This is a genomic window from Lentzea sokolovensis, from assembly GCF_033949975.1.
Classification (GTDB): domain Bacteria; phylum Actinomycetota; class Actinomycetes; order Mycobacteriales; family Pseudonocardiaceae; genus Lentzea; species Lentzea sokolovensis.
On sequence record NZ_JAXAVU010000004.1, the window covers coordinates 441,655 to 459,229 of the forward strand.

Genomic DNA, 17,575 nt, shown 5'->3' on the forward strand with positions numbered 1-17,575 from the left:
ACTGGACGGCATGGACCAGGCCCGCTGGCAGACGTACTGGGACCGCAAGTCGGCGACCTACGACGCCGAGATCGGCGTCCTGGACCGCCGGATCTTCGGCGACTCCCGCCAGTGGGCCTGTTCCCAGGCCTCCGGTGAGGTGCTGGAGGTCGCCGTCGGCACCGGCCTCAACCTGCCGCACTACCCCGCCGGCACCACCGTGACCGGCCTGGACCTGAGCGAGCAGATGCTCGGCCTCGCCCGCACCCGTGCCGCTGACCTGGGCCGTGAAGTGACGTTGCGGCAAGGAACCGCGCACGCCCTGCCGTTCGCCGACGGCTCGTTCGACACGGTCGTGTGCACGCTGGGCCTGTGCGCGATCCCCGACCACGAGACCGCGGTGACCGAGATGGTCCGGGTCCTGCGGCCGGGCGGACGGCTCATCCTGCTCGACCACGTCGCCAGCACGTCCCGGATCGCACGAGGCGTGCAGTGGCTGGTGGAACGGGTCACGGTGCCGATGGCGGGCGAACACTTCCTGCGCCGTCCGTTGCACCTGGTCGAGGCCCGCGGCCTGGTCGTCGAGCAACGGCAGCGCTTCAAGCTCGGCGTGGTGGAACGACTCGTCGCGCGCAAACCGGTCAGCAGCAGTGGTGACCCCGCCACGCCTCCCGGCCTTCTTTGACCGCCACGACGGCGATCACCAGAGCCGCCAGCGGGTCGGCCCACCACCAGCCGAACAGGCTGTTGACCACGAGCCCGGCCAGCAGCACCGCCGACAGGTAGGTGCACAACAGCGTCTGCTTCGAGTCCGCCACCGCGCTCGCCGACCCGAGCTCACGACCGGCCCTGCGCTGGGCGTACGACAGGCCGGGCATGACCACCAACGACACCGCGGCCAGCACGATGCCGACCGTCGAGTGCCCCGCCCGTTCCCCCTGCAGCAACGACAGCACGGACTCGAACGACACGTACGCCGCCAGCGCGAAGAACGACACCGCGATCACCCGGAGCGCAGCCCGTTCGCGTTGCTCGGGATCCCGCCCGGCGAACTGCCAGGCCACGGCGGTCGCCGACGCGACCTCGATGATCGAGTCCAGCCCGAACCCGATCAGCGCCGTCGAGCCCGCCACCGTGCCCGCCGAGAGTGCGATGACCGCCTCGACGACGTTGTAGGCGATCGTGGCGGCGACGAACATCCGGACCCGGCGGCGCAGCACGAGCTTGCGTTCGTCCACGGCGGGTGCGCAGCAGGTGTCACTCATCGACGCAGTCCGGTCCGGGCTCGACGGCCAGCACGACGTCCACGAGTTCGCTGATCGCGCGCTTGAGGTGCTGGTCCGCGAGTTCGTACCGCACCTGCCGGCCCTGGTAGGTCGCGACGACCAGGCCGCACCCGCGCAGGCAGGAGAGATGGTTGGAGACGTTCGACCTGGTCAGCTCCAGCTTCTCGGCGAGCTGCGCCGGATAGCCGGGACCGTCGAGCAGGGCGATCAGGATGCGGCACCGCGTCGGGTCCGCCAGGGCGCGGCCCAGCCGGGCGAGGGCCGCCTCCCGCGTCTCACAGGTCAGCATGGGCGGAACAGTACAGTGCTGGCTGTAGTACAGCCAGCACTGAATAGTTGTTCAGGGACGGACGCGGTCGGTCGCGCAGCCGACGAGGAGCATCACCAGGACGGCCGCGAGCGCGTGGTCGCCACTGAGCGCGCAGATGCACGCGAGTGTGAGCCAGAGCACAAGCCTCATGGACCGAGGTTAGGGACCGTACGACGGAGATCGCATCTCATTTGGGCAAGGCTTGATGGTCTCTTAGGAGAAACTGCGTTCGTGACGACGCGAGAGTTCTGGGACGAGCACGCCGCGACGTTCGACGACGAGCCTGACCACGGACTTCGTGACCCACGGGTGCGCGACGCCTGGGCTCGCCTTCTCCTGCCGCTCGTCCCCGCGGAATCCTCCGTGGTGGATCTCGGCTGTGGCACCGGCAGCCTGTCGGTCCTGCTCGCCGAAGCGGGCCACGACGTGCACGGCCTGGACCTGTCCGAGGAGATGGTGAAAGCCGCACGAGCCAAGACTTCAGGCATGTCCGCCACCTTCACGATCGGCGACGCGGCTCGTCCGCCGTACCCCAAGGCGTCGTTCGACGTCGTGCTGGCGCGGCACGTGCTGTGGGCGTTGCCGGATCCGGCGGCGGCACTGCGGGAATGGGTGTCGTTGCTCCAGCCGGAAGGCGTTCTCCTGCTGGTGGAGGGCCGGTGGTCGACGGGTGCCGGGCTGACCGCCGCGCAGACCCGTTCGCTGGTGCTGGGGGTGCGCACGGAGGCCGTGGTCACCCCGCTGACCAGCGAGGACCTGTGGGGGCGGTCGATCGACGACGAGCGCTACCTGCTGGTCAGCCGGCGGTAGGCAGGCCGTCGAGCAACAGCCGGAGCGCGAACTCGAACCGCTCGTGCCCCTCGCCGGAGTTCAGCGTCTCCACGTGCTCGACGACGTGCGGGAAGCGGCTCACCGGAAGCATCCGCAGCCGTGCGAGCATCTCGGCCCGGTCCGGCTGCCCGCCGCGCAACGACGATTCGTACGTGTAGCCGCTCACGTACAGGAGTACGGCATCGATCGCCCACGCCGCCGACCGTGGTGACACGCCACCGGCCAGGAAGATCCCGAGCAGGCCCTCGGTGATCCGGAGCGTGTCGAGGTTGGCGGGCGGGGCGGACAACGCGGCCCGCGCGATCCCGGGATAGCGCAGGAACTGGTCGCGCAGCTGACCGCAGACGTCGAGGACCTGCTCGCGCCACCGTTCCGCGTCGGGCGCGGGTACCGACACGTTCCTGCTGAGCGTCCCGATGAGCAGGTCGTCGAGGTCGGCCTTGTTGCGCACGTGCGCGTAGAGCGAGGCGGGTCCGGTCTGCAGCGCGGCGGCGACGCGGCGCATGGTCAGCGCGTCGAAGCCCTCGGCCTCGACCAGCGTCAACGCCGTGGTGACGATGCGGCCGACCGTGATCGGTTCCTTGCGTGCCGGGGCGGGTTCCTGCTCCAGCTCGGCGATCTGGCTCGCCCACTCCTCGCGGGACTTGCGGTTCATGTGACCAGCCTACCAGTTGACCCGAACACTGTTCGTGAGTAGAACAGTGTTCGTGACTACCTACGATCTCGCGCAGCCCGGACTGCGCTCACCGCGATCCCTGCGGGAAGCGTGGATCGCCCTCGCCGGGCTCTCCGTGGTGTTCCTGTTCGAGATGCTCGACAACTCGATCCTCAACGTCGCCCTGCCCACCATCGGCCGCGACCTGCACGCCTCGACGACCGCGCTGCAGTGGGTGTCGAACTCCTACGCGGTCGTGTTCGGCGGCCTGATGCTGGTGTTCGGCGCCGTGGCGGACCGCTTCGGCCGCCGCCGCGTGATGCTCGCCGGACTGGCGCTTCTAGGGGTGGCGAGCCTCGCGACCCTGTTCGTCACGTCCGTGAGCGGGCTTATCGCCGTGCGTTCGGTGATGGGCATCGCCGCCGCCATGACCACGCCGGGCTCGATCGCGCTGGCGTTCCGCCTGTTCCAGGCCGACGACCTCCGCGTCCGCGCGATGACGCTCATCTCGACCGTGGGCCTCGTCGGCCTGGCGATCGGCCCGCCGCTCGGTGGTTTCCTGCTCGCCGTCGCGCCCTGGCAGGCGTTGCTGCTGATCAACGTCCCGATCGCGGTGCTCGCGTTCATCGGCATCGCCCGTGGCATCCAGGCCGACACGGACCTGCACCGCGGTCCCGCCGACTACCTCGGCGGCCTGCTCGGCACCGCGACCATCGCACTCGCGCTGGTGGTGCCGACGCTCTTCGTCGAAGGCTCCTGGACCGCTTGGGGCGCTGCCGCACTGACCGTCGTGACCGCGGTCCTGTTCGTGATTCGCGCGCGCACGGCCAGCCATCCGTTGCTGGACCTCAAGCTCGTCGCCCACCCGTTGGTCGCCAGCGGCCTCGCGTACAAGGCCGCGACCGGACTGGCCGCGGCCGGCCTCACCTACCTCGTGACGCTCCAGCTCCAGCTCGACTGGGGCTGGTCCCCCGCGCTCGCCGCCGCCGGCATGCTGCCGCAGGTCGCCGTCCTCATCGCCGCGGGCCCGCTGGTCAACCGCTTCGTGCGGTGGGCGGGCCTCGACCGGGCCGTGTGGCTCGGCGCGCTCTGCGTCGTCGCCGGACTGGCCGTCTACGCCCTACTCGGCCGCCTCGGCTACACACCGGTCGCCGTCGCCCTGGTGCTGGTCGCCATCGGCATCCGCGTGGTCGGCGCCGTCGCGGGCGTCAACGTCCTCAAGGGCCTGCCCGAGAACCGGACCTCGATCGGCGCCGCCCTGGTCGACACCGCGTCCCAGGTCACCTCGGCCGCGGGCGTCGCCGTCAGCGGCACGGTGCTGGCGGTGCTGTTCACCGGAGGCATCGCGCAACCGGACTGGACCAGCGTGCAGACCGCGCAGTTCGAAGGCGCTGTCACGATCGGCGGCCTCGCGCTCACCGCGATGGCCGGCGCCCTCGTCGGCTGGGCGTACCTCCGGGCGCGTCGCGCGCACTAGGCCGAATTGCTCCGGAAAGTTCTTGCAACGCTTTGCCCGGTGTGCCTTCGGATGCTACGACGTGTGGTGAACCCCTGCAGCAAGGAGACAACGTGGTTTCCTCGGCTTCGCGCACCGTTCTAGCGGTGCTGCTGATCGTCGGACTGTCCACACCGGTGCAAAGTCTTGCGGCGCCACCGGGCGCCAAGGACGTCACCGTCACCCTGTTCCAATGGCCGTTCGCCCGCGTGGCAACGGAATGCACGAACGTTCTCGGCCCCAAGGGCTACGGCTACGTCGAGGTCTCTCCCGCGACCGAGCACGTCCAGGGTCCGCAGTGGTGGACCAGCTACCAGCCCGTCAGCTACAAGATCGCGGGCAGGCTCGGCGACGAGAACGCGTTCCGGAACATGGTCAGCACCTGCCACAACGCGGGTGTGAAGGTCATCGCGGACGCGGTGATCAACCACATGAGCGCCGGATCCGGCACGGGCACCGGCGGTTCCGGCTATTCGAAGTACAACTACCCCGGCTTCTACAGCGACTGGGACTTCCACGGGTGCCGCTCGGCGATCAACAACTACCAGGACCGCTACAACGTCCAGAACTGCGAGCTCGTCAACCTGTCCGATCTGGACACCGGCAGCGACTACGTGCGCGGGACGATCGCCGCGTACCTGAACCGGTTGATCGCGATGGGCGTGGACGGGTTCCGCGTCGACGCGGCCAAGCACATCGCGGCCGCGGACCTCGCCGCGATCAAGGGGAAGCTGAGCAACCCCAACGTGTTCTGGGTGCACGAGGTGATCTACGGCTCCGGTGAGGCGGTGCAGCCCGGTGAGTACACGGGGTCCGGTGACGTGGACGAGTTCCGGTACGCCTACGACGTCAAGCGGATCTTCCAGAACGAGAACCTGGCCTACCTGAAGACGTTCGGGCAGGCGTGGGGCTTCCTGCCTAGCGGGCAGGCACGGCCGTTCGTCGACAACTGGGACACCGAACGCAACGGGTCCACGTTGACGTACAAGGACGGGTCGACCTACACGCTCGCGAACGTCTTCATGCTGGCGTGGAACTACGGTGCGCCGCAGGTGTATTCGGGCTACGAGTTCACCGACAAGGACGCGGGTCCGCCCGGCAACTCGGTCTGCTACAGCGGCTGGAAGTGCCAGCACGCGTGGACGCAGGTCGCGAACATGGTGGCGTTCCGCAACACCGTCGCGGGCACCGACGTCAACAACTGGCAGGACAACGGGTTCGACATGATCGCGTTCGGCCGCGGCGACAAGGGATTCGTCGCGATCAACCGCGAGACGTTCCCGGTGACCCGCACGTTCCAGACGGCGCTGCCGCCCGGGAACTACTGCAACGTCCAGGAGAACGGCTGCGTCCGCGTGACCGTCGACTCCTCGGGCAGGTTCACGACAACGCTCGGCGCCGGAACCGCCCTGGCGTTGCACGTCAACGCACGCTAGGAAATCACCGGCTGTCCACCACACGAAGTGGTGGACAGCCGGGAGTTTCATCAGGCGGTGTGCAGCCTCAGGCCGTAGACGCTGAGGATCTCGTTGATCGGCTGGAACCACGTGCGGCCGCCGCTGGAGCAGTTGCCGTAGCCGCCGGACGTGACACCCTGGGCCTGGTCACCGGTGATGAACGAACCACCGGAGTCGCCGCCCTCGGCGCACACCGAGGTGCCGACCATCTGGTAGACCGCGCCCTGCTGGTAGTTCACGGTCTCGTTGCGGCCCTGGATCACGCCGCAGTGCCAGCGCGTCGTCGAACCGGAGCGGCACACGGAGGTACCGACCGGCGCCTCCCACGAGCCGCGCACCAGCGAGTCGCTCACGGTGCCCCAGCCGAGCACGACGGGCACGGTCCACCAGCCACCGCCGGTGCGGACCCAGGCGTAGTCGTTGCCGGGGAACGACGAACCGGCGAAGTTGCCCTGGTAGGAGCGGTCCCAGCCGTAGACGGCCGCGCCGTTGCCGCCGCAGTGGCCCGCGGTGACGTAGCCGCCGTGCACGGAGAAGCCGATGGAGCACCGGACGTTGCCGGTGTAGTACGGGTCGCCGCCGACCGTGCCCGCGGCGAACGTCTGCGGCTGCTGGACGCCCTCGGTGCGCACGGTGATGGCGCCGAACTGACGTGCCTTGTCCAGGAACGAGGCCACCTCAGCGGTCTGCTTGCCCGCCTCCACGCTCACCACGACGGTGCCGGTGCGCGCGTCGGGACGCCAGCTCGCGACCGCGGACGGCACCGAGCCGGCCGCGGACAGGGCGTCGAGGCGGTTCTTGTGGGCCGCCATCGAGTTCGCCGAACGGCCGACGACAACGGCTTCGGCCCCGGTGGCCTCGACCTTGCGGGCGACGGAGGGGTCCGTCACCGCGACGACCAGGCGGTTCTTCGTCTCGTCGAACCAGCTGCCGGCGAGTGCGGCACCGGCCTCGCCTTCGGCGCGCGGGGCGAGGACCGACGCGCGTTGTTCCTTCTCCAGACGCAGCCGCGCCTGGCTCTCGGTCAGCCCGAACGCCGAGCTCATCGCGGTGAGCAGGCCGGGTGACATCTCCTTCTCCGACGCCTGGGCCGGAACGGTGAAGGTGGACCCGACCAGCACGAGTGCCAGCGCGGGCACGATTCTGGGCATGGTGAAGCGCATGCTCTTCTCCTTGTCCGTGCAGGGATCGCCACCCGCCCCGTTGCGAATGGCGACGAACATGAGAGCGCTCTCACCGTGCAGCAGCCAGACCTCGGTGGTCAACAGCTGACACCGGAACTGTCCTGCCCGATTCCTGCCCGGATGGGCCGAATCGGGCGTCACTCCATGACGACGACCTGCCGGACGGCCTCCCCGGAGGCGAGCTTGGCGAACCCGTCGTTGATCTCGTCCAGCCCCAGCCGCCCGGACAGCAGGCCGTCGACCGGCAGCCGTCCCGCGCGGTAGAGGTCGACGAACCGCGGCACGTCCCGACGCGGCACGCACGAGCCGAGGTAGCTGCCTTTGAGCGTCCGTTCCTCAGCGACCAGGTTCAACGCGGGCAGCGACACGGTGCGATCGGGGTGCGGCAGGCCGACGGTGACCGTGGTGCCACCCACGGCCGTGGCGGCGTAAGCCTGTTCGAGCACCGCGGCGACGCCGGTCGTGTCGATGACCTTGTCCGCGCCACCACCGGTCAGGTCGCGCACATGGGCGACCACGTCCGGGCCGCCCGCGGCTTCGTGCGTCGCGCCGAGCGTGAGGGCGAGCTTGCGCTTGTGCTCGACCACGTCCACCGCAACGACCTGCGTGGCACCCGCCGTCACGGCCGCGAGCACCGCCGCCAGGCCGACGCCGCCGAGCCCGAACACCGCGACCCGGTCCCCCGGTTTCACCTCGGCGCTGTAGAACGCCGCTCCCGCACCGGTCAGCACCGCGCACCCGAACAGGGCGGCGATGTCGAACGGCAGATCGTCCGGCACTCGGGTGGCCGACCGGTCGGAGATCACCGTGTACTCGGCGAACCCGGACACGCCCAGGTGGTGGTGCGGACGCGTGCCGTCCGGGAGCGTCCAGCGCCGCTGTCCGCTGAGCAACGTGCCGTCACGGTTCGCGGCCGCCCCTGGTTCGCACAACGCCTGGCGGCCCGACGCGCAACGGCGGCACGCACCGCACGCGGGCACGAACGACAGCACGACGTGGTCGCCCGGCGCGAACTCGGCGTTCGGGCCCGCCTCCACGACCTCGCCCGCCGCCTCGTGGCCGAGCACCATCGGCAGCGGCCGGATGCGCGAGCCGTCGATCACGGACAGATCGGAGTGGCACAGGCCGGTGGCGTGCACGCGCACCAGCACCTCGCCGGGACCGGGCGGGTCGAGTTCGAGCTCCACGATCTCGAGCGGCCCGCCGACTCCGGTCAGCACCGCGCCTCGCGTCTTCACGCCACCACCAGACCTTCCATCGCCGTGCGCAGGTTCGCGGGGATCTCCACCGGTTTGCGCGTCGCCCGGTCCACGAAGACGTGCACGAAGTGGCCGTCCGCCACGACGTCCTCGCGTCCCTCGAAGAAGAACCCGACCTCGTAGCGCACGCTCGACCGGCCGAGGTGCCCTACGCGCAGCCCGGCGTCCAGCGCCTCCGGGAACGCCACCGAAGCGCGGTAGTTGCAGTGGGACTCCACGCACAGCCCGATCTGCTGCCCGGCCTGGATGTCCAGCCCGGCGCCGATGAGCCACGTGTTGATCACCGTGTCCATGAACGCGTAGTGGACGACGTTGTTCACGTGGCCGTAGACGTCGTTGTCCGCCCATCGGGTCGGAATCCGCTGCCAGTGCCGGTACTGCTCGCGCACGCAACCTCCAAGATCAATCGAGTCTCCTGGTGAGCTCGACCCTCGACCGCACGCCGAGCCGCGCGAAGATGTTGCGCAGGTGGTGTTCGACGGTGCGGTGGCTCAGGAACAACCGCGCGGCGACCTCGCGGTTCGTGGCGCCCTCGGCGACCAGCCTGGCGATCTGCGCCTGCTGCGGCGTCAAACCGGGGTGGTCCCTGGGCTCGCTCGTGGAGTCGCCGGCCGCGCGCAGTTCCGCGCGGGCCCGTTCGACCCAGTGATCAGCCTGGTAGGACTGGAAGATGCGCACGGCGTCGCGAAGATGTTCGCGCGCCGCCTTGGGCTTGCGCCCGCGCCGCAACCGGTTCCCGTACAACAGCTCGGTCTTGGCGAGTTCCAGGGCGGTGCCGCTGGCGCGGTGCAGCCGGATGGCTTCCTCGAAGTGCTCGTCGGCCGTTCCGGTCTCCAGCAGGCCGTGGCAGCGGTGCGAGAGCGCCATGCGGGCCGTGCTTCCCGTCGCGCCGGCCCACTTCTCGAACGGCTGGAGCGCTCTGTCCGCCGTGGACGGCTTGCCGCACGCCACAGCGGCCTCGACCACGTGCGGTGCGGCCATGACCTTGATGCCGGCGTGTCCTGGCTGCAGCCGCAACCGGTCCAGCGCGTCGGCGGGCCGGTCGCGGGCCAGGTCGACGCACGCGAACGCCCACGCCCCGAACGTGCCGGGCCGGGTGAGTCCGCGCTGGGTGATGTGCTCGGTGGCGATGTCGATGCGGTCCAGCGCCGTGTCCGCGTCACCGCGGAGCGCCGCCAGCAGCGCGAGGATCGTCAGGTGGTCGACCACGGCGTTGTGCTGCCCGATCGCCGTCGCCGCGTGCACACCCTCGGTGGCCGCCGTCAGCGCCGCCGCGTGCTGGTCCAGCAGCAACGCCGACAACGCCCGGTACACCAGCGCCCACGGCACCAGCGCGACGAACCCGCTCTCCCGCGCCGCCGTGACCGCGCTGGTCGCCATCTCGTGCGACCGGGTCGCGTCCCCGAGCACGTAGGCGGCCTGGCTCGCCCAGATCCGCGCCTGCGGGCCGGGGACCTGCTCGGCGAGGTCGACGACCGTGCGCAGCGCGGGCAACGCCACGTCGTGCCGTCCGTCGAAGGTCGCCAACATGCCGGTGAGGTGGTCGAGGGTGAGCCGGGTGTCGGGTGGCTCGTCGTCGCGGCGGATCTCCCGCGCGAACTCGGCGACCGCGGTGTAGCGGCGGTGGTCCCCGGCGATGCTCGCTGCCTCACCGGCGAACCCCAGCGCGGCCACCGCGAGCGTGCGACGGGTGCTGACCAGGCCTTTCGCGGCGCGCACCAGCCGGTCCGCCGCCACGTCCGGGAGACTCTCGCCCAGGTCGATGCCGCCGACGACCAGGTCCATGAGCGCCCTGAGCTCCGGGGTGTGGGTCATCCGGACCGCGGTGCGCAGGACGGCCCGCGACCGGTGCGGCGCTCCGTGCGCCCAGTGGTCGGCGGCGGCCTTGAGCAGGCGGTGCGCCTTCTCCTCGGGGTCGGTCGTCAGCCGGGCCGCGCGGTCGTGGTCGCGGGCGGCGGTGGCGAAGTCCCCGCACAGGCGGGCGTGCTCGGCGTGGGTGGTGAGGACGTCGGCGAGCCCGGTGTCCTGCGTCGTGACCGCCTGGTGCCACGTGCGCCGGGCACCGGGTGGCAAGGTCTCCGCGAGCTCGGCGTGGGCTCTTCGCCGCAGCGGCAGCGGCACGTCCACCTGAAGCGCGGACCGGACCAGCCTGCGCGGGTCGACCAACGGGCCCGCCTCGATCACCGCGTCCAGGTCGAGTGCCTCCGCGTCGATCTCCTCGTCCACCGCGACCAGCGCGACGACGTGCTGTGCCCGCGGCGAGAGAGCGTCGAACCGCGCTCGCCAGCGCAGCCGCAGCGAGCTGTTCTCCGGCAGCACCTCCGGCGCCGCCGCGATGCCTCCGAGCTGCGCGGACGTGAGCGAGCCCGCCAGCTCGACCAGCGCCAGCGGGTTCCCGCAGGCGAGGTCGGCGAGGTCGGCGGCGAGCGTGGCGGGCAGGCCGGGCACCAGGTCGTGCAGCACCCGCAGGCTCGTCGCGGGGTCCAGCGGGTCGAGCGTGACGCTGGGCAACCCGTACGCCTCGCCCTCGGTCGCGATGAGCAGCGCGGCCCGCGTACCGACGACGTCCCGTGCGAGCTGCACGAGGTCATCGTCGAGTTCGCGGACGTCCACACACAACAACGCGTCGTAGGTCTGCCGCACGGCGTCGAGCAGCGCCGTCTTGCCTGAACCGGCTTCTCCGCGCACCACGAGCACCCCGCCGCGCCCAACGCGCGCACGGTCCACCAACGCGTCCACGGCGACGCGTTGCCGCTCTCGGCCACGCAGCATCGGACCAGTCTTACGGCGGTAGCGGCTCCTCCGGAAGGGGTAGGCCCCAAATTCACCTACCACCGTTAGTTTTGCCACCGAAGTTGTTCACCGAGACCGGTGGTTGCACCGATGCGGACCCGGCGGCCGGGGCAGCAGGGTCGAGGTCGTTCCTCCCCCTGTTCCCTGCCGAATGAGGTGTACAGCGCTGTGCAACTCCGCACCCTGATTCCCATCGCACTCTCCCTGGTGCTCGTCACGGGCACTGAAGCCCGCGCGGCGGACAACCCGTTCGAACGCGGCCCCGCGCCGACCAACTCGAGCATCGAGGCGACACGCGGCTCGTTCGCCGTGTCGGAGACCTCGGTGTCGTCACTGGTGGGCGGCTTCGGTGGCGGCACGATCTACTACCCGACCAGCACCTCCGCCGGCACGTTCGGCGCCGTGGTCATCTCCCCCGGCTACACCGGCACGCAGTCGAGCATCTCGTGGCTCGGCCCGCGCCTGGCGTCGCAGGGCTTCGTGATCTTCACGATCGACACGAACACGATCTACGACCAGCCCGACAGCAGGGCGTCGCAGTTGCTGGCGGCACTCGACTACCTCACCCAGCAGAGCAGCGTCCGCACCCGGATCGACTCGTCACGCCTCGGCGTCATGGGCCACTCGATGGGCGGCGGCGGCACCCTGCGCGCGGCAAGCCAGCGCCCGGCACTGCAAGCGGCGATCCCGCTGACCGCCTGGCACACCACGAAGAACTGGTCGTCCGTCCGCGTCCCGACCCTGGTCGTCGGCGCGGAGAGCGACTCGGTCGCCCCGGTCTCGTCGCACTCCGAACCGTTCTACACGTCACTGCCGTCCACTTTGGACAAGGCGTACCTGGAGCTCAACAACGCCTCGCACTTCGCACCCAACTCGTCCAACACGACGATCGCGAAGTACAGCATCTCGTGGCTCAAGCGGTTCATCGACAACGACACCCGCTACGAGCAGTTCCTCTGCCCGGCGCCGGGACGCAGCACGCTGATCGAGGAGTACCGGGACACGTGCCCGCACTCCTGATCCTCTGAACGCGGGTCGCGGCGCCAACCCGAGCGCGGGGCGCCGCGACCCGACCCACGTTCAGCTCCTGGTCCTGCGCCCGCGCAGCCACCAGACGGAGAAGACCATCATCAGCAGCAGCGCCAAGGTGATCACCAGGTCCCACCGCACGGTCGTCGCGCGCTTCGCGGGTTCGAAGCCCAGGGCCTGGATCTTCACCGTCACCGGCCCGCGCGTCCCGTACAGGCTCACCTCCGTGTGAGAGAACGCCTTCTCGACCTCCGCGATCACGACGACCCGCTCCACCTGTTCGGGCGCACGGCGATCGGGGAACCCGACCCTGACGGCGTTGCGCTCCTCCACCTTCGCCGGTATGCCCTCCGTCCCGAGGATCTTCAGGCCTTCCGGCAGGTGGAGACTCCCGTTGTAGCTGTCGTAGGCGGGGCCCCTCGCCCGCAACTCGCCGATCACCCTGATGCGGTCACCCACCGCCAGGTCTCGCGGAGAGGTCGAGCCGTCGGGGTTGACGACGGTGATCCCCAACGGCTCGACGGTGTTCTCGTCGGCCTTGACGAACGCCGTGTCGACGTCGTCGACGTCGGTGCCAGGGATGTCGACCTTGAGCACCTTGGACCTGCCGTCCGCCACGTCGAACTTCGACACCTGGTCCTCGTCGGCGTCATCGGACCGCCAGTGGGCGACGCCCCAGGTCGTCCTGTCGATGGCCAGGCGGTCGGCGGACGTCAGCTGGTAGTGGTCGACCGGGAGGTCGCGGAAGCAGTACGTCCCGTCGTCGGCCGTGGTCGTCGTGCGTTCGCCCCCGACGTTCACGGGATGGCGTGCCCGGATCTCGTGGCCACCGATCAGGCGCTCGCCGTCCTGCCGCCGGCCGTCGGCGTTCTCGTCGAGCCAGGCCGTTCCGCAGATCGCGGCGCCGTGCACACCGATCACCAGCTTCTCGCCGGGGTCGACCTCCGCGACCGCCGTGGTCGTGACCACGTACGACTCCTCCGGGAACGCCACCGACCACCGGCGAGGTTCGAGCTTCGCCAGTCCGTGGTCGTCGGTGTAGACCGGATAGCCCGCGGTGTCCGGATAACCTCGGAAGTCCGGATTCGTGACGCTGAAGTAGGCGTGACCGAACGGCGGTTCGTCGGCCTGCCGCACGCCGTCGCGGTTGCGGTCCCAGAAGACCTCGACCTCGGCGCCGTCCTGCGCCGCCGCCAGGCCCGTTCCTCCCGTCGCCAGCAGGACGACGAGCACGAAGATGACTGTTCTCAGCACAACCCGGAAGTGCCCACCACGTCAGGAACCGTTGCACGGGTGGCCACTCGTTCCCGGCGGGTACGTCCGCGACGGACTCCGTCACCGTCGGCCGACCTGAAGCAGCTGTCAGCACCTCCCGAGGGAAACAGGTGCTAGTCGACGACAGTCATCCGCACATCGCCGGACAGCCGATAGGGCCGCGTCTCCACCAACGCCCCCAGCAGCCGCCGCAACCGCGACACCTCCGCCCGCACCGTCACGACGTGCTCGGCGTCCCCGTACACAGCGTTGCTCAACGCCTCGGCGGACAGCCCGGCCCGTCCGGCGCGATGCAGCAGCACCAGGATCTCCGCGTGCCGCCGGGTGATCGTGCGACGCCAGTCCGCGTCACCGCCGGACAACCGAACCTGCGGCGTCCGGGTCAGGTCGAGCTCCAAGCCGACGGTCCGGTCCACAGAGGACGGCCGGATCAGCCAGCCGCCCGCGAGGCGTTCCGGCGTGCAGGCACCGAGTCCCGGCACCGCGACGGGGTGCCCGGCAACGGGAGCGGCGATCCGCGAACCCACCGCGACTCCGCGAGAAGCCGCCACCCACCCGTTGTCGTCCACGACGAGCGACGGTCCGGTGAGCAGGGCCGCGGACCGCAACCGGTCGAGCCGTTCCTGGTGATACCGCCACAGCCGCGACTCGGCCAGCATCCGGCCGGTCTCGACCAGCGCGCCGATCGCCGGATGCAGGGTCAACGCCGGACCGCTCACGTCGATCACCCCGAGCAACGAGCCCGTGCGCGGGTCGTGGACGGGTGTCGCCGTGCAGTACCAGGGGTGCTGGCCCTGCTCGAAGTGCTCGCCCGCCAGCAACTCCACCGGCGCGGCTTCGGCGAGGGCGGTGCCGATGGCGTTCGTGCCCACGCGGCGTTCGGTCCAGTCGGCGCCCTCGAAGAAGCCCAGCGCGTCGGCCCTGCGGCGGACGGCCGGGGTGCCGGAACGCCAGAGGATGACGCCCTCGTGGTCGGTCACCACGAACAGCAGCTGGGAGGCGTCGGCCAGCGATCCGACGACGGCTCGCAGGTCCGGGACCACCTCGCGCAGCGGGGACGCTTCCTGGCGGCGGCCGATCTCGGCTGAGCCGAGCCAGTCGCGGGTGTTGACGTCGTCTGCTCGCAGGCCCAGGTCGAGGACGCGGTTCCAGGAGCGGGAGACGAGGGCTCGTGGGCGCAGTGCGGAGCGGCTGCCGGCGATGACCGCGTCGTGCATGCGCACGAGTTCGCGGGCATACGTGGGCAGGTGCTGACCGGGCGGCACTGCCCTGGGCACGCTCACCGGTCGAGCATGGACCAGGGATGCAATCCGGTGCAACGGTTTCACCGAAGCGCGGCAAGGAGGTGAATGCAAGCACGACGAGCGACGAGGAGTGGCGATGACGCAGACGATGGATCGCACGGCGCAAGCTCGCGTGGACGCCTGGCTGGAGCAGTTCGAGGCCGCGCTCAGGGCCCGGGACGTCGACGCCGCCGCGGGGATGTTCGCCATCGACAGCTACTGGCGTGATCTCGTCGCCTTCACCTGGAACATCAAGACCGTCGAAGGGCGCGAGGGGGTCGCGGACCTGCTCAGCGCCTGTCTCGACGGCACCGGTCCGGAACACTTCCGCACCACCGAGACGCCGACCGAGGCCGATGGTGTCGTGGAGGCGTGGATCGAGTTCGAGACGACGGCCGGGCGTTGCCGCGGGCATCTGCGGCTCAACGACGAGGGCGCGTGGACTCTGCTGACGAGCCTGCACGAGCTGAAGGGGTTCGAGGAGAACAAGAAGGAGACGCGGCCCAAGGGCGTGCGGCACGGCGTGATCGAGGAACGCCGGTCGTGGGCCGAGGAACGCGAACGCGAGCAGGCCGAACTCGGGTACGCGCAGCAGCCGTACGTGGTGGTGATCGGCGGTGGGCAGGGCGGTATCGCACTCGGCGCGCGGCTGCGGCAGCTCGGTGTGCCCGCGCTGGTGCTGGAGCGCAACGACCGGCCCGGCGACTCGTGGCGCAAGCGGTACAAGAGCCTCTGCCTGCACGACCCGGTCTGGTACGACCACCTGCCGTACCTGCCGTTCCCGGACAACTGGCCGGTGTTCGCGCCCAAGGACAAGATCGCGGACTGGCTGGAGATGTACACGCGCGTGATGGAGGTGCCGTACTGGACCCGTTCGGAGGTCAGGGAAGCGACCTACGACGGTGCACAGTGGACGGTCACGGTCGACAGGGACGGTGAAACCGTGACCCTGCACCCGAAACAGCTCGTGTTCGCGACCGGGATGTCCGGCAAGGCGAACGTGCCGTCGTTCCCGGGAGCCGACGAGTTCGAGGGCGACCAGCACCACTCCTCGAAACACCCCGGTCCGGAGGCCTACGCGGGACGCAAAGCCGTCGTGATCGGCTCGAACAACTCCGCCCACGACATCTGCGCGGCACTGTGGGAGCACGGCGTGGACGTCACCATGGTCCAGCGCTCGTCGACGCACATCGTGCGCTCGGACTCGTTGATGGACATAGCCCTGGGCGACCTCTACTCGGAACGGGCCGTCGCCGCCGGCGTCACGACCGACCGCGCCGACACGATCTTCGCCTCACTGCCCTACCGGATCCTGCCGCAGTTCCAGATCCCGGTGTACCAGCGGATCAAGGAACGCGACGCGGACTTCTACGCCCGGCTGGAGAAGGCCGGATTCGACCTCGACTGGGGTGACGACGATTCCGGGCTGTTCCTCAAGTACCTGCGCCGCGGCTCCGGCTACTACATCGACGTGGGCGCCTCGGAACTGGTGGCGGACGGCAAGATCAAGCTCGTCCGCGGCCAGGTCGACCACCTGACGAAGAACGCGGTCGTGCTCTCGGACGGCACCGAACTGGAGGCCGATCTCGTCGTCTACGCCACAGGCTACGGCTCGATGAACGGCTGGGTCGCCGACCTCGCCGGGCAGGAGATGGCCGACCGGGTCGGCAAGTGCTGGGGCCTCGGGTCCGGCACGACCAAGGACCCCGGCCCGTGGGAGGGCGAGCAGCGCAACATGTGGAAGCCGACCCGGCAGCCCGGCCTGTGGTTCCACGGCGGCAACCTGCACCAGTCGCGCTACTACTCGCACTTCCTGGCGCTGCAGCTGAAAGCGCGGTTCGAGGGCCTTCCGGCGCCGGTCTACGGCACGCAGGAGGTGCACCACCTCAGCTGAGCAGCTTCTCGGTCTCCTCCCACAGCAAGCGCTGGACGACGCCGCGCCCCGCCTCCGGGCACCGCAGGGGCGCGGCGTCCTTGACCGAGAAGTAGCCGCCGGTGACGTCGGCGAAGACCGGATCGGTCGCGAGGCGCGTGATGATCGAGGCCCCACGACCGGGGTCGCCGATCCGCAACGCGTGCAGCACCTTCTCCAGCAGTCCCGCGAACGGCAGCTCACGGCCGAGACCCGTGGTGTTGAAGCCGGGGTCGCAGCAGTTGGCCGTGACCCCGGTGCCCTCCAGCCGCCGGGCGAGCTCCTGGCTGAACATGATGTCCATCAGCTTGGTCCGCCCGTAGTGGGCGGCGGACGTCAGAGCGGTCGCCGGATCGATGCCCCGAGCCTGCCTCGACGCCTCGGACGTGACGGTGACGACGCGCGCCGGGGCCGAGGCGATCAGCTTGTCGCGCAACGTGTTCGTGAGCACCCACGGCGCCAGGTAGTTCACGGCGGTCATCTCGGGCACGCCGTCCGCGGTGACGCGCGGGCTGAACGCGTGGATTCCGGCGTTGTTGATCAGCACGTCGACGCGGTCGTAGTGCGCGTCGATCGCCTTGGCCGCGCGACGGACGTCCTCCAGCGAGGCCAGGTCGGCGACGAAGGCCGTGACGGTGACGCCGGGACCGATCTCGGCGCGCAGGTCGTCCACCTTCGAGGCGCTGCGGGCGACGACACCGAGGTCGACGCCGCGGCGGGCGAGGTCGAGCGCGACGAGCCGGCCCAGGCCGTGCGTCGCGCCGGTGATGATGGCGGTGGTCATGGTTCAATGATGCACGATGCTGAGGTACCTCACAAAGGAGGGC

General features: G+C 70.1%; 16 protein-coding genes. 6 read left to right on the top strand and 10 right to left on the bottom strand.

Going from position 1 to position 17,575, the window contains the following annotated elements; translation table 11 throughout:
- Positions 1-10 precede the first annotated feature (10 nt).
- A complete protein-coding gene (locus SK854_RS07555; RefSeq protein ID WP_319974271.1) occupies positions 11-664 on the top strand; it encodes a class I SAM-dependent methyltransferase in 654 nt (217 codons plus the stop codon).
- Here SK854_RS07555 and SK854_RS07560 read toward each other — a convergent pair.
- On the bottom strand, positions 621-1,244 hold the full coding sequence (locus tag SK854_RS07560; RefSeq protein ID WP_319974272.1) for a cation transporter: 624 nt from the start codon (positions 1,242-1,244) through the stop codon (positions 621-623). The two genes, SK854_RS07555 and SK854_RS07560, sit on opposite strands and share 44 nt — an antisense overlap.
- Positions 1,237-1,554, bottom strand: coding sequence for a Cd(II)/Pb(II)-sensing metalloregulatory transcriptional regulator CmtR (cmtR, locus tag SK854_RS07565; RefSeq protein WP_319974273.1), 318 nt, complete (start codon positions 1,552-1,554; stop codon positions 1,237-1,239). The genes SK854_RS07560 and cmtR overlap by 8 nt, the downstream gene beginning before the upstream one ends.
- Before the next feature lie 252 nt (positions 1,555-1,806).
- Here cmtR and SK854_RS07570 point away from each other — a divergent pair, with 252 nt between their 5' ends.
- Positions 1,807-2,385, top strand: a complete 579-nt coding sequence (locus SK854_RS07570; protein ID WP_319974274.1) for a class I SAM-dependent methyltransferase — start codon at positions 1,807-1,809, stop codon at positions 2,383-2,385.
- Here SK854_RS07570 and SK854_RS07575 read toward each other — a convergent pair.
- Entirely contained in the window at positions 2,372-3,061 is a 690-nt protein-coding gene (locus SK854_RS07575) for a TetR/AcrR family transcriptional regulator (RefSeq protein ID WP_319974275.1), read from the bottom strand. The two genes, SK854_RS07570 and SK854_RS07575, sit on opposite strands and share 14 nt — an antisense overlap.
- 52 nt (positions 3,062-3,113) lie before the next feature.
- Here SK854_RS07575 and SK854_RS07580 point away from each other — a divergent pair, with 52 nt between their 5' ends.
- Both SK854_RS07580 and SK854_RS07585 read left to right on the top strand, forming a co-directional pair.
- Positions 3,114-4,538, top strand: a complete 1,425-nt coding sequence (locus SK854_RS07580; protein ID WP_319974276.1) for an MFS transporter — start codon at positions 3,114-3,116, stop codon at positions 4,536-4,538.
- A gap of 92 nt (positions 4,539-4,630) precedes the next feature.
- The gene (locus tag SK854_RS07585) at positions 4,631-5,992 is read left to right on the top strand and encodes an alpha-amylase (protein WP_319974277.1); all 1,362 of its coding nucleotides are present in this window, start codon (positions 4,631-4,633) and stop codon (positions 5,990-5,992) included.
- A 50-nt stretch (positions 5,993-6,042) separates the two neighbouring features.
- Here SK854_RS07585 and SK854_RS07590 read toward each other — a convergent pair whose 3' ends face one another.
- The 4 genes from SK854_RS07590 to SK854_RS07605 form a co-directional block, all read right to left on the bottom strand.
- Positions 6,043-7,164, bottom strand: coding sequence for a S1 family peptidase (locus SK854_RS07590; RefSeq protein ID WP_406601751.1), 1,122 nt, complete (start codon positions 7,162-7,164; stop codon positions 6,043-6,045).
- 170 nt (positions 7,165-7,334) lie between these two features.
- Positions 7,335-8,435, bottom strand: a complete 1,101-nt coding sequence (locus tag SK854_RS07595) for a zinc-binding dehydrogenase (RefSeq protein WP_319974279.1) — start codon at positions 8,433-8,435, stop codon at positions 7,335-7,337.
- Positions 8,432-8,845: an acyl-CoA thioesterase gene (locus SK854_RS07600; protein WP_319974280.1), complete on the bottom strand. Its 414-nt coding sequence runs from the start codon at positions 8,843-8,845 to the stop codon at positions 8,432-8,434. Before SK854_RS07600 ends, SK854_RS07595 begins: the two co-directional genes overlap by 4 nt.
- Positions 8,846-8,858: 13 nt before the next feature.
- Positions 8,859-11,228, bottom strand: a complete 2,370-nt coding sequence (locus SK854_RS07605) for a helix-turn-helix transcriptional regulator (RefSeq protein ID WP_319974281.1) — start codon at positions 11,226-11,228, stop codon at positions 8,859-8,861.
- Between the two features lie 189 nt (positions 11,229-11,417).
- On the opposite strand from SK854_RS07605, the gene bdeA reads away from it, so the two are divergent.
- On the top strand, positions 11,418-12,269 hold the full coding sequence (bdeA, locus tag SK854_RS07610; protein ID WP_319974282.1) for a bis(hydroxyethyl) terephthalate hydrolase: 852 nt from the start codon (positions 11,418-11,420) through the stop codon (positions 12,267-12,269).
- 60 nt (positions 12,270-12,329) lie between these two features.
- On the opposite strand, the gene SK854_RS07615 is transcribed toward bdeA, so the two are convergent.
- The gene (locus SK854_RS07615) at positions 12,330-13,532 is read right to left on the bottom strand and encodes an SdrD B-like domain-containing protein (RefSeq protein ID WP_319974283.1); all 1,203 of its coding nucleotides are present in this window, start codon (positions 13,530-13,532) and stop codon (positions 12,330-12,332) included.
- A 134-nt stretch (positions 13,533-13,666) separates the two neighbouring features.
- A complete protein-coding gene (locus tag SK854_RS07620) occupies positions 13,667-14,836 on the bottom strand; it encodes a helix-turn-helix domain-containing protein (protein WP_319974284.1) in 1,170 nt (389 codons plus the stop codon).
- A 97-nt stretch (positions 14,837-14,933) separates the two neighbouring features.
- Between SK854_RS07620 and SK854_RS07625 the strand changes: the two genes are divergently transcribed.
- Positions 14,934-16,730 carry an NAD(P)/FAD-dependent oxidoreductase gene (locus SK854_RS07625; RefSeq protein WP_319974285.1) on the top strand — a complete coding sequence of 599 codons (1,797 nt, stop codon included), beginning with the start codon at positions 14,934-14,936 and terminating at the stop codon, positions 16,728-16,730.
- Here SK854_RS07625 and SK854_RS07630 read toward each other — a convergent pair.
- Positions 16,723-17,532, bottom strand: coding sequence for an SDR family NAD(P)-dependent oxidoreductase (locus SK854_RS07630; protein WP_319974286.1), 810 nt, complete (start codon positions 17,530-17,532; stop codon positions 16,723-16,725). The genes SK854_RS07625 and SK854_RS07630 overlap by 8 nt on opposite strands.
- Between the last annotated feature and the right edge of the window lie 43 nt (positions 17,533-17,575).

Bases quoted from the DNA above. Each gene is read 5' to 3' on its own strand.
- SK854_RS07555 (WP_319974271.1), top strand. From the start codon at position 11: ATGGACCAGGCCCGCTGGCAGACGTACTGGGACCGCAAGTCGGCGACC.
- SK854_RS07560 (WP_319974272.1), bottom strand. From the start codon at position 1,244: ATGAGTGACACCTGCTGCGCACCCGCCGTGGACGAACGCAAGCTCGTG.
- cmtR (WP_319974273.1), bottom strand. From the start codon at position 1,554: ATGCTGACCTGTGAGACGCGGGAGGCGGCCCTCGCCCGGCTGGGCCGC.
- SK854_RS07575 (WP_319974275.1), bottom strand. From the start codon at position 3,061: ATGAACCGCAAGTCCCGCGAGGAGTGGGCGAGCCAGATCGCCGAGCTG.
- SK854_RS07590 (WP_406601751.1), bottom strand. From the start codon at position 7,164: ATGCCCAGAATCGTGCCCGCGCTGGCACTCGTGCTGGTCGGGTCCACC.
- SK854_RS07605 (WP_319974281.1), bottom strand. From the start codon at position 11,228: ATGCTGCGTGGCCGAGAGCGGCAACGCGTCGCCGTGGACGCGTTGGTG.
- SK854_RS07625 (WP_319974285.1), top strand. From the start codon at position 14,934: ATGACGCAGACGATGGATCGCACGGCGCAAGCTCGCGTGGACGCCTGG.
- SK854_RS07630 (WP_319974286.1), bottom strand. From the start codon at position 17,532: ATGACCACCGCCATCATCACCGGCGCGACGCACGGCCTGGGCCGGCTC.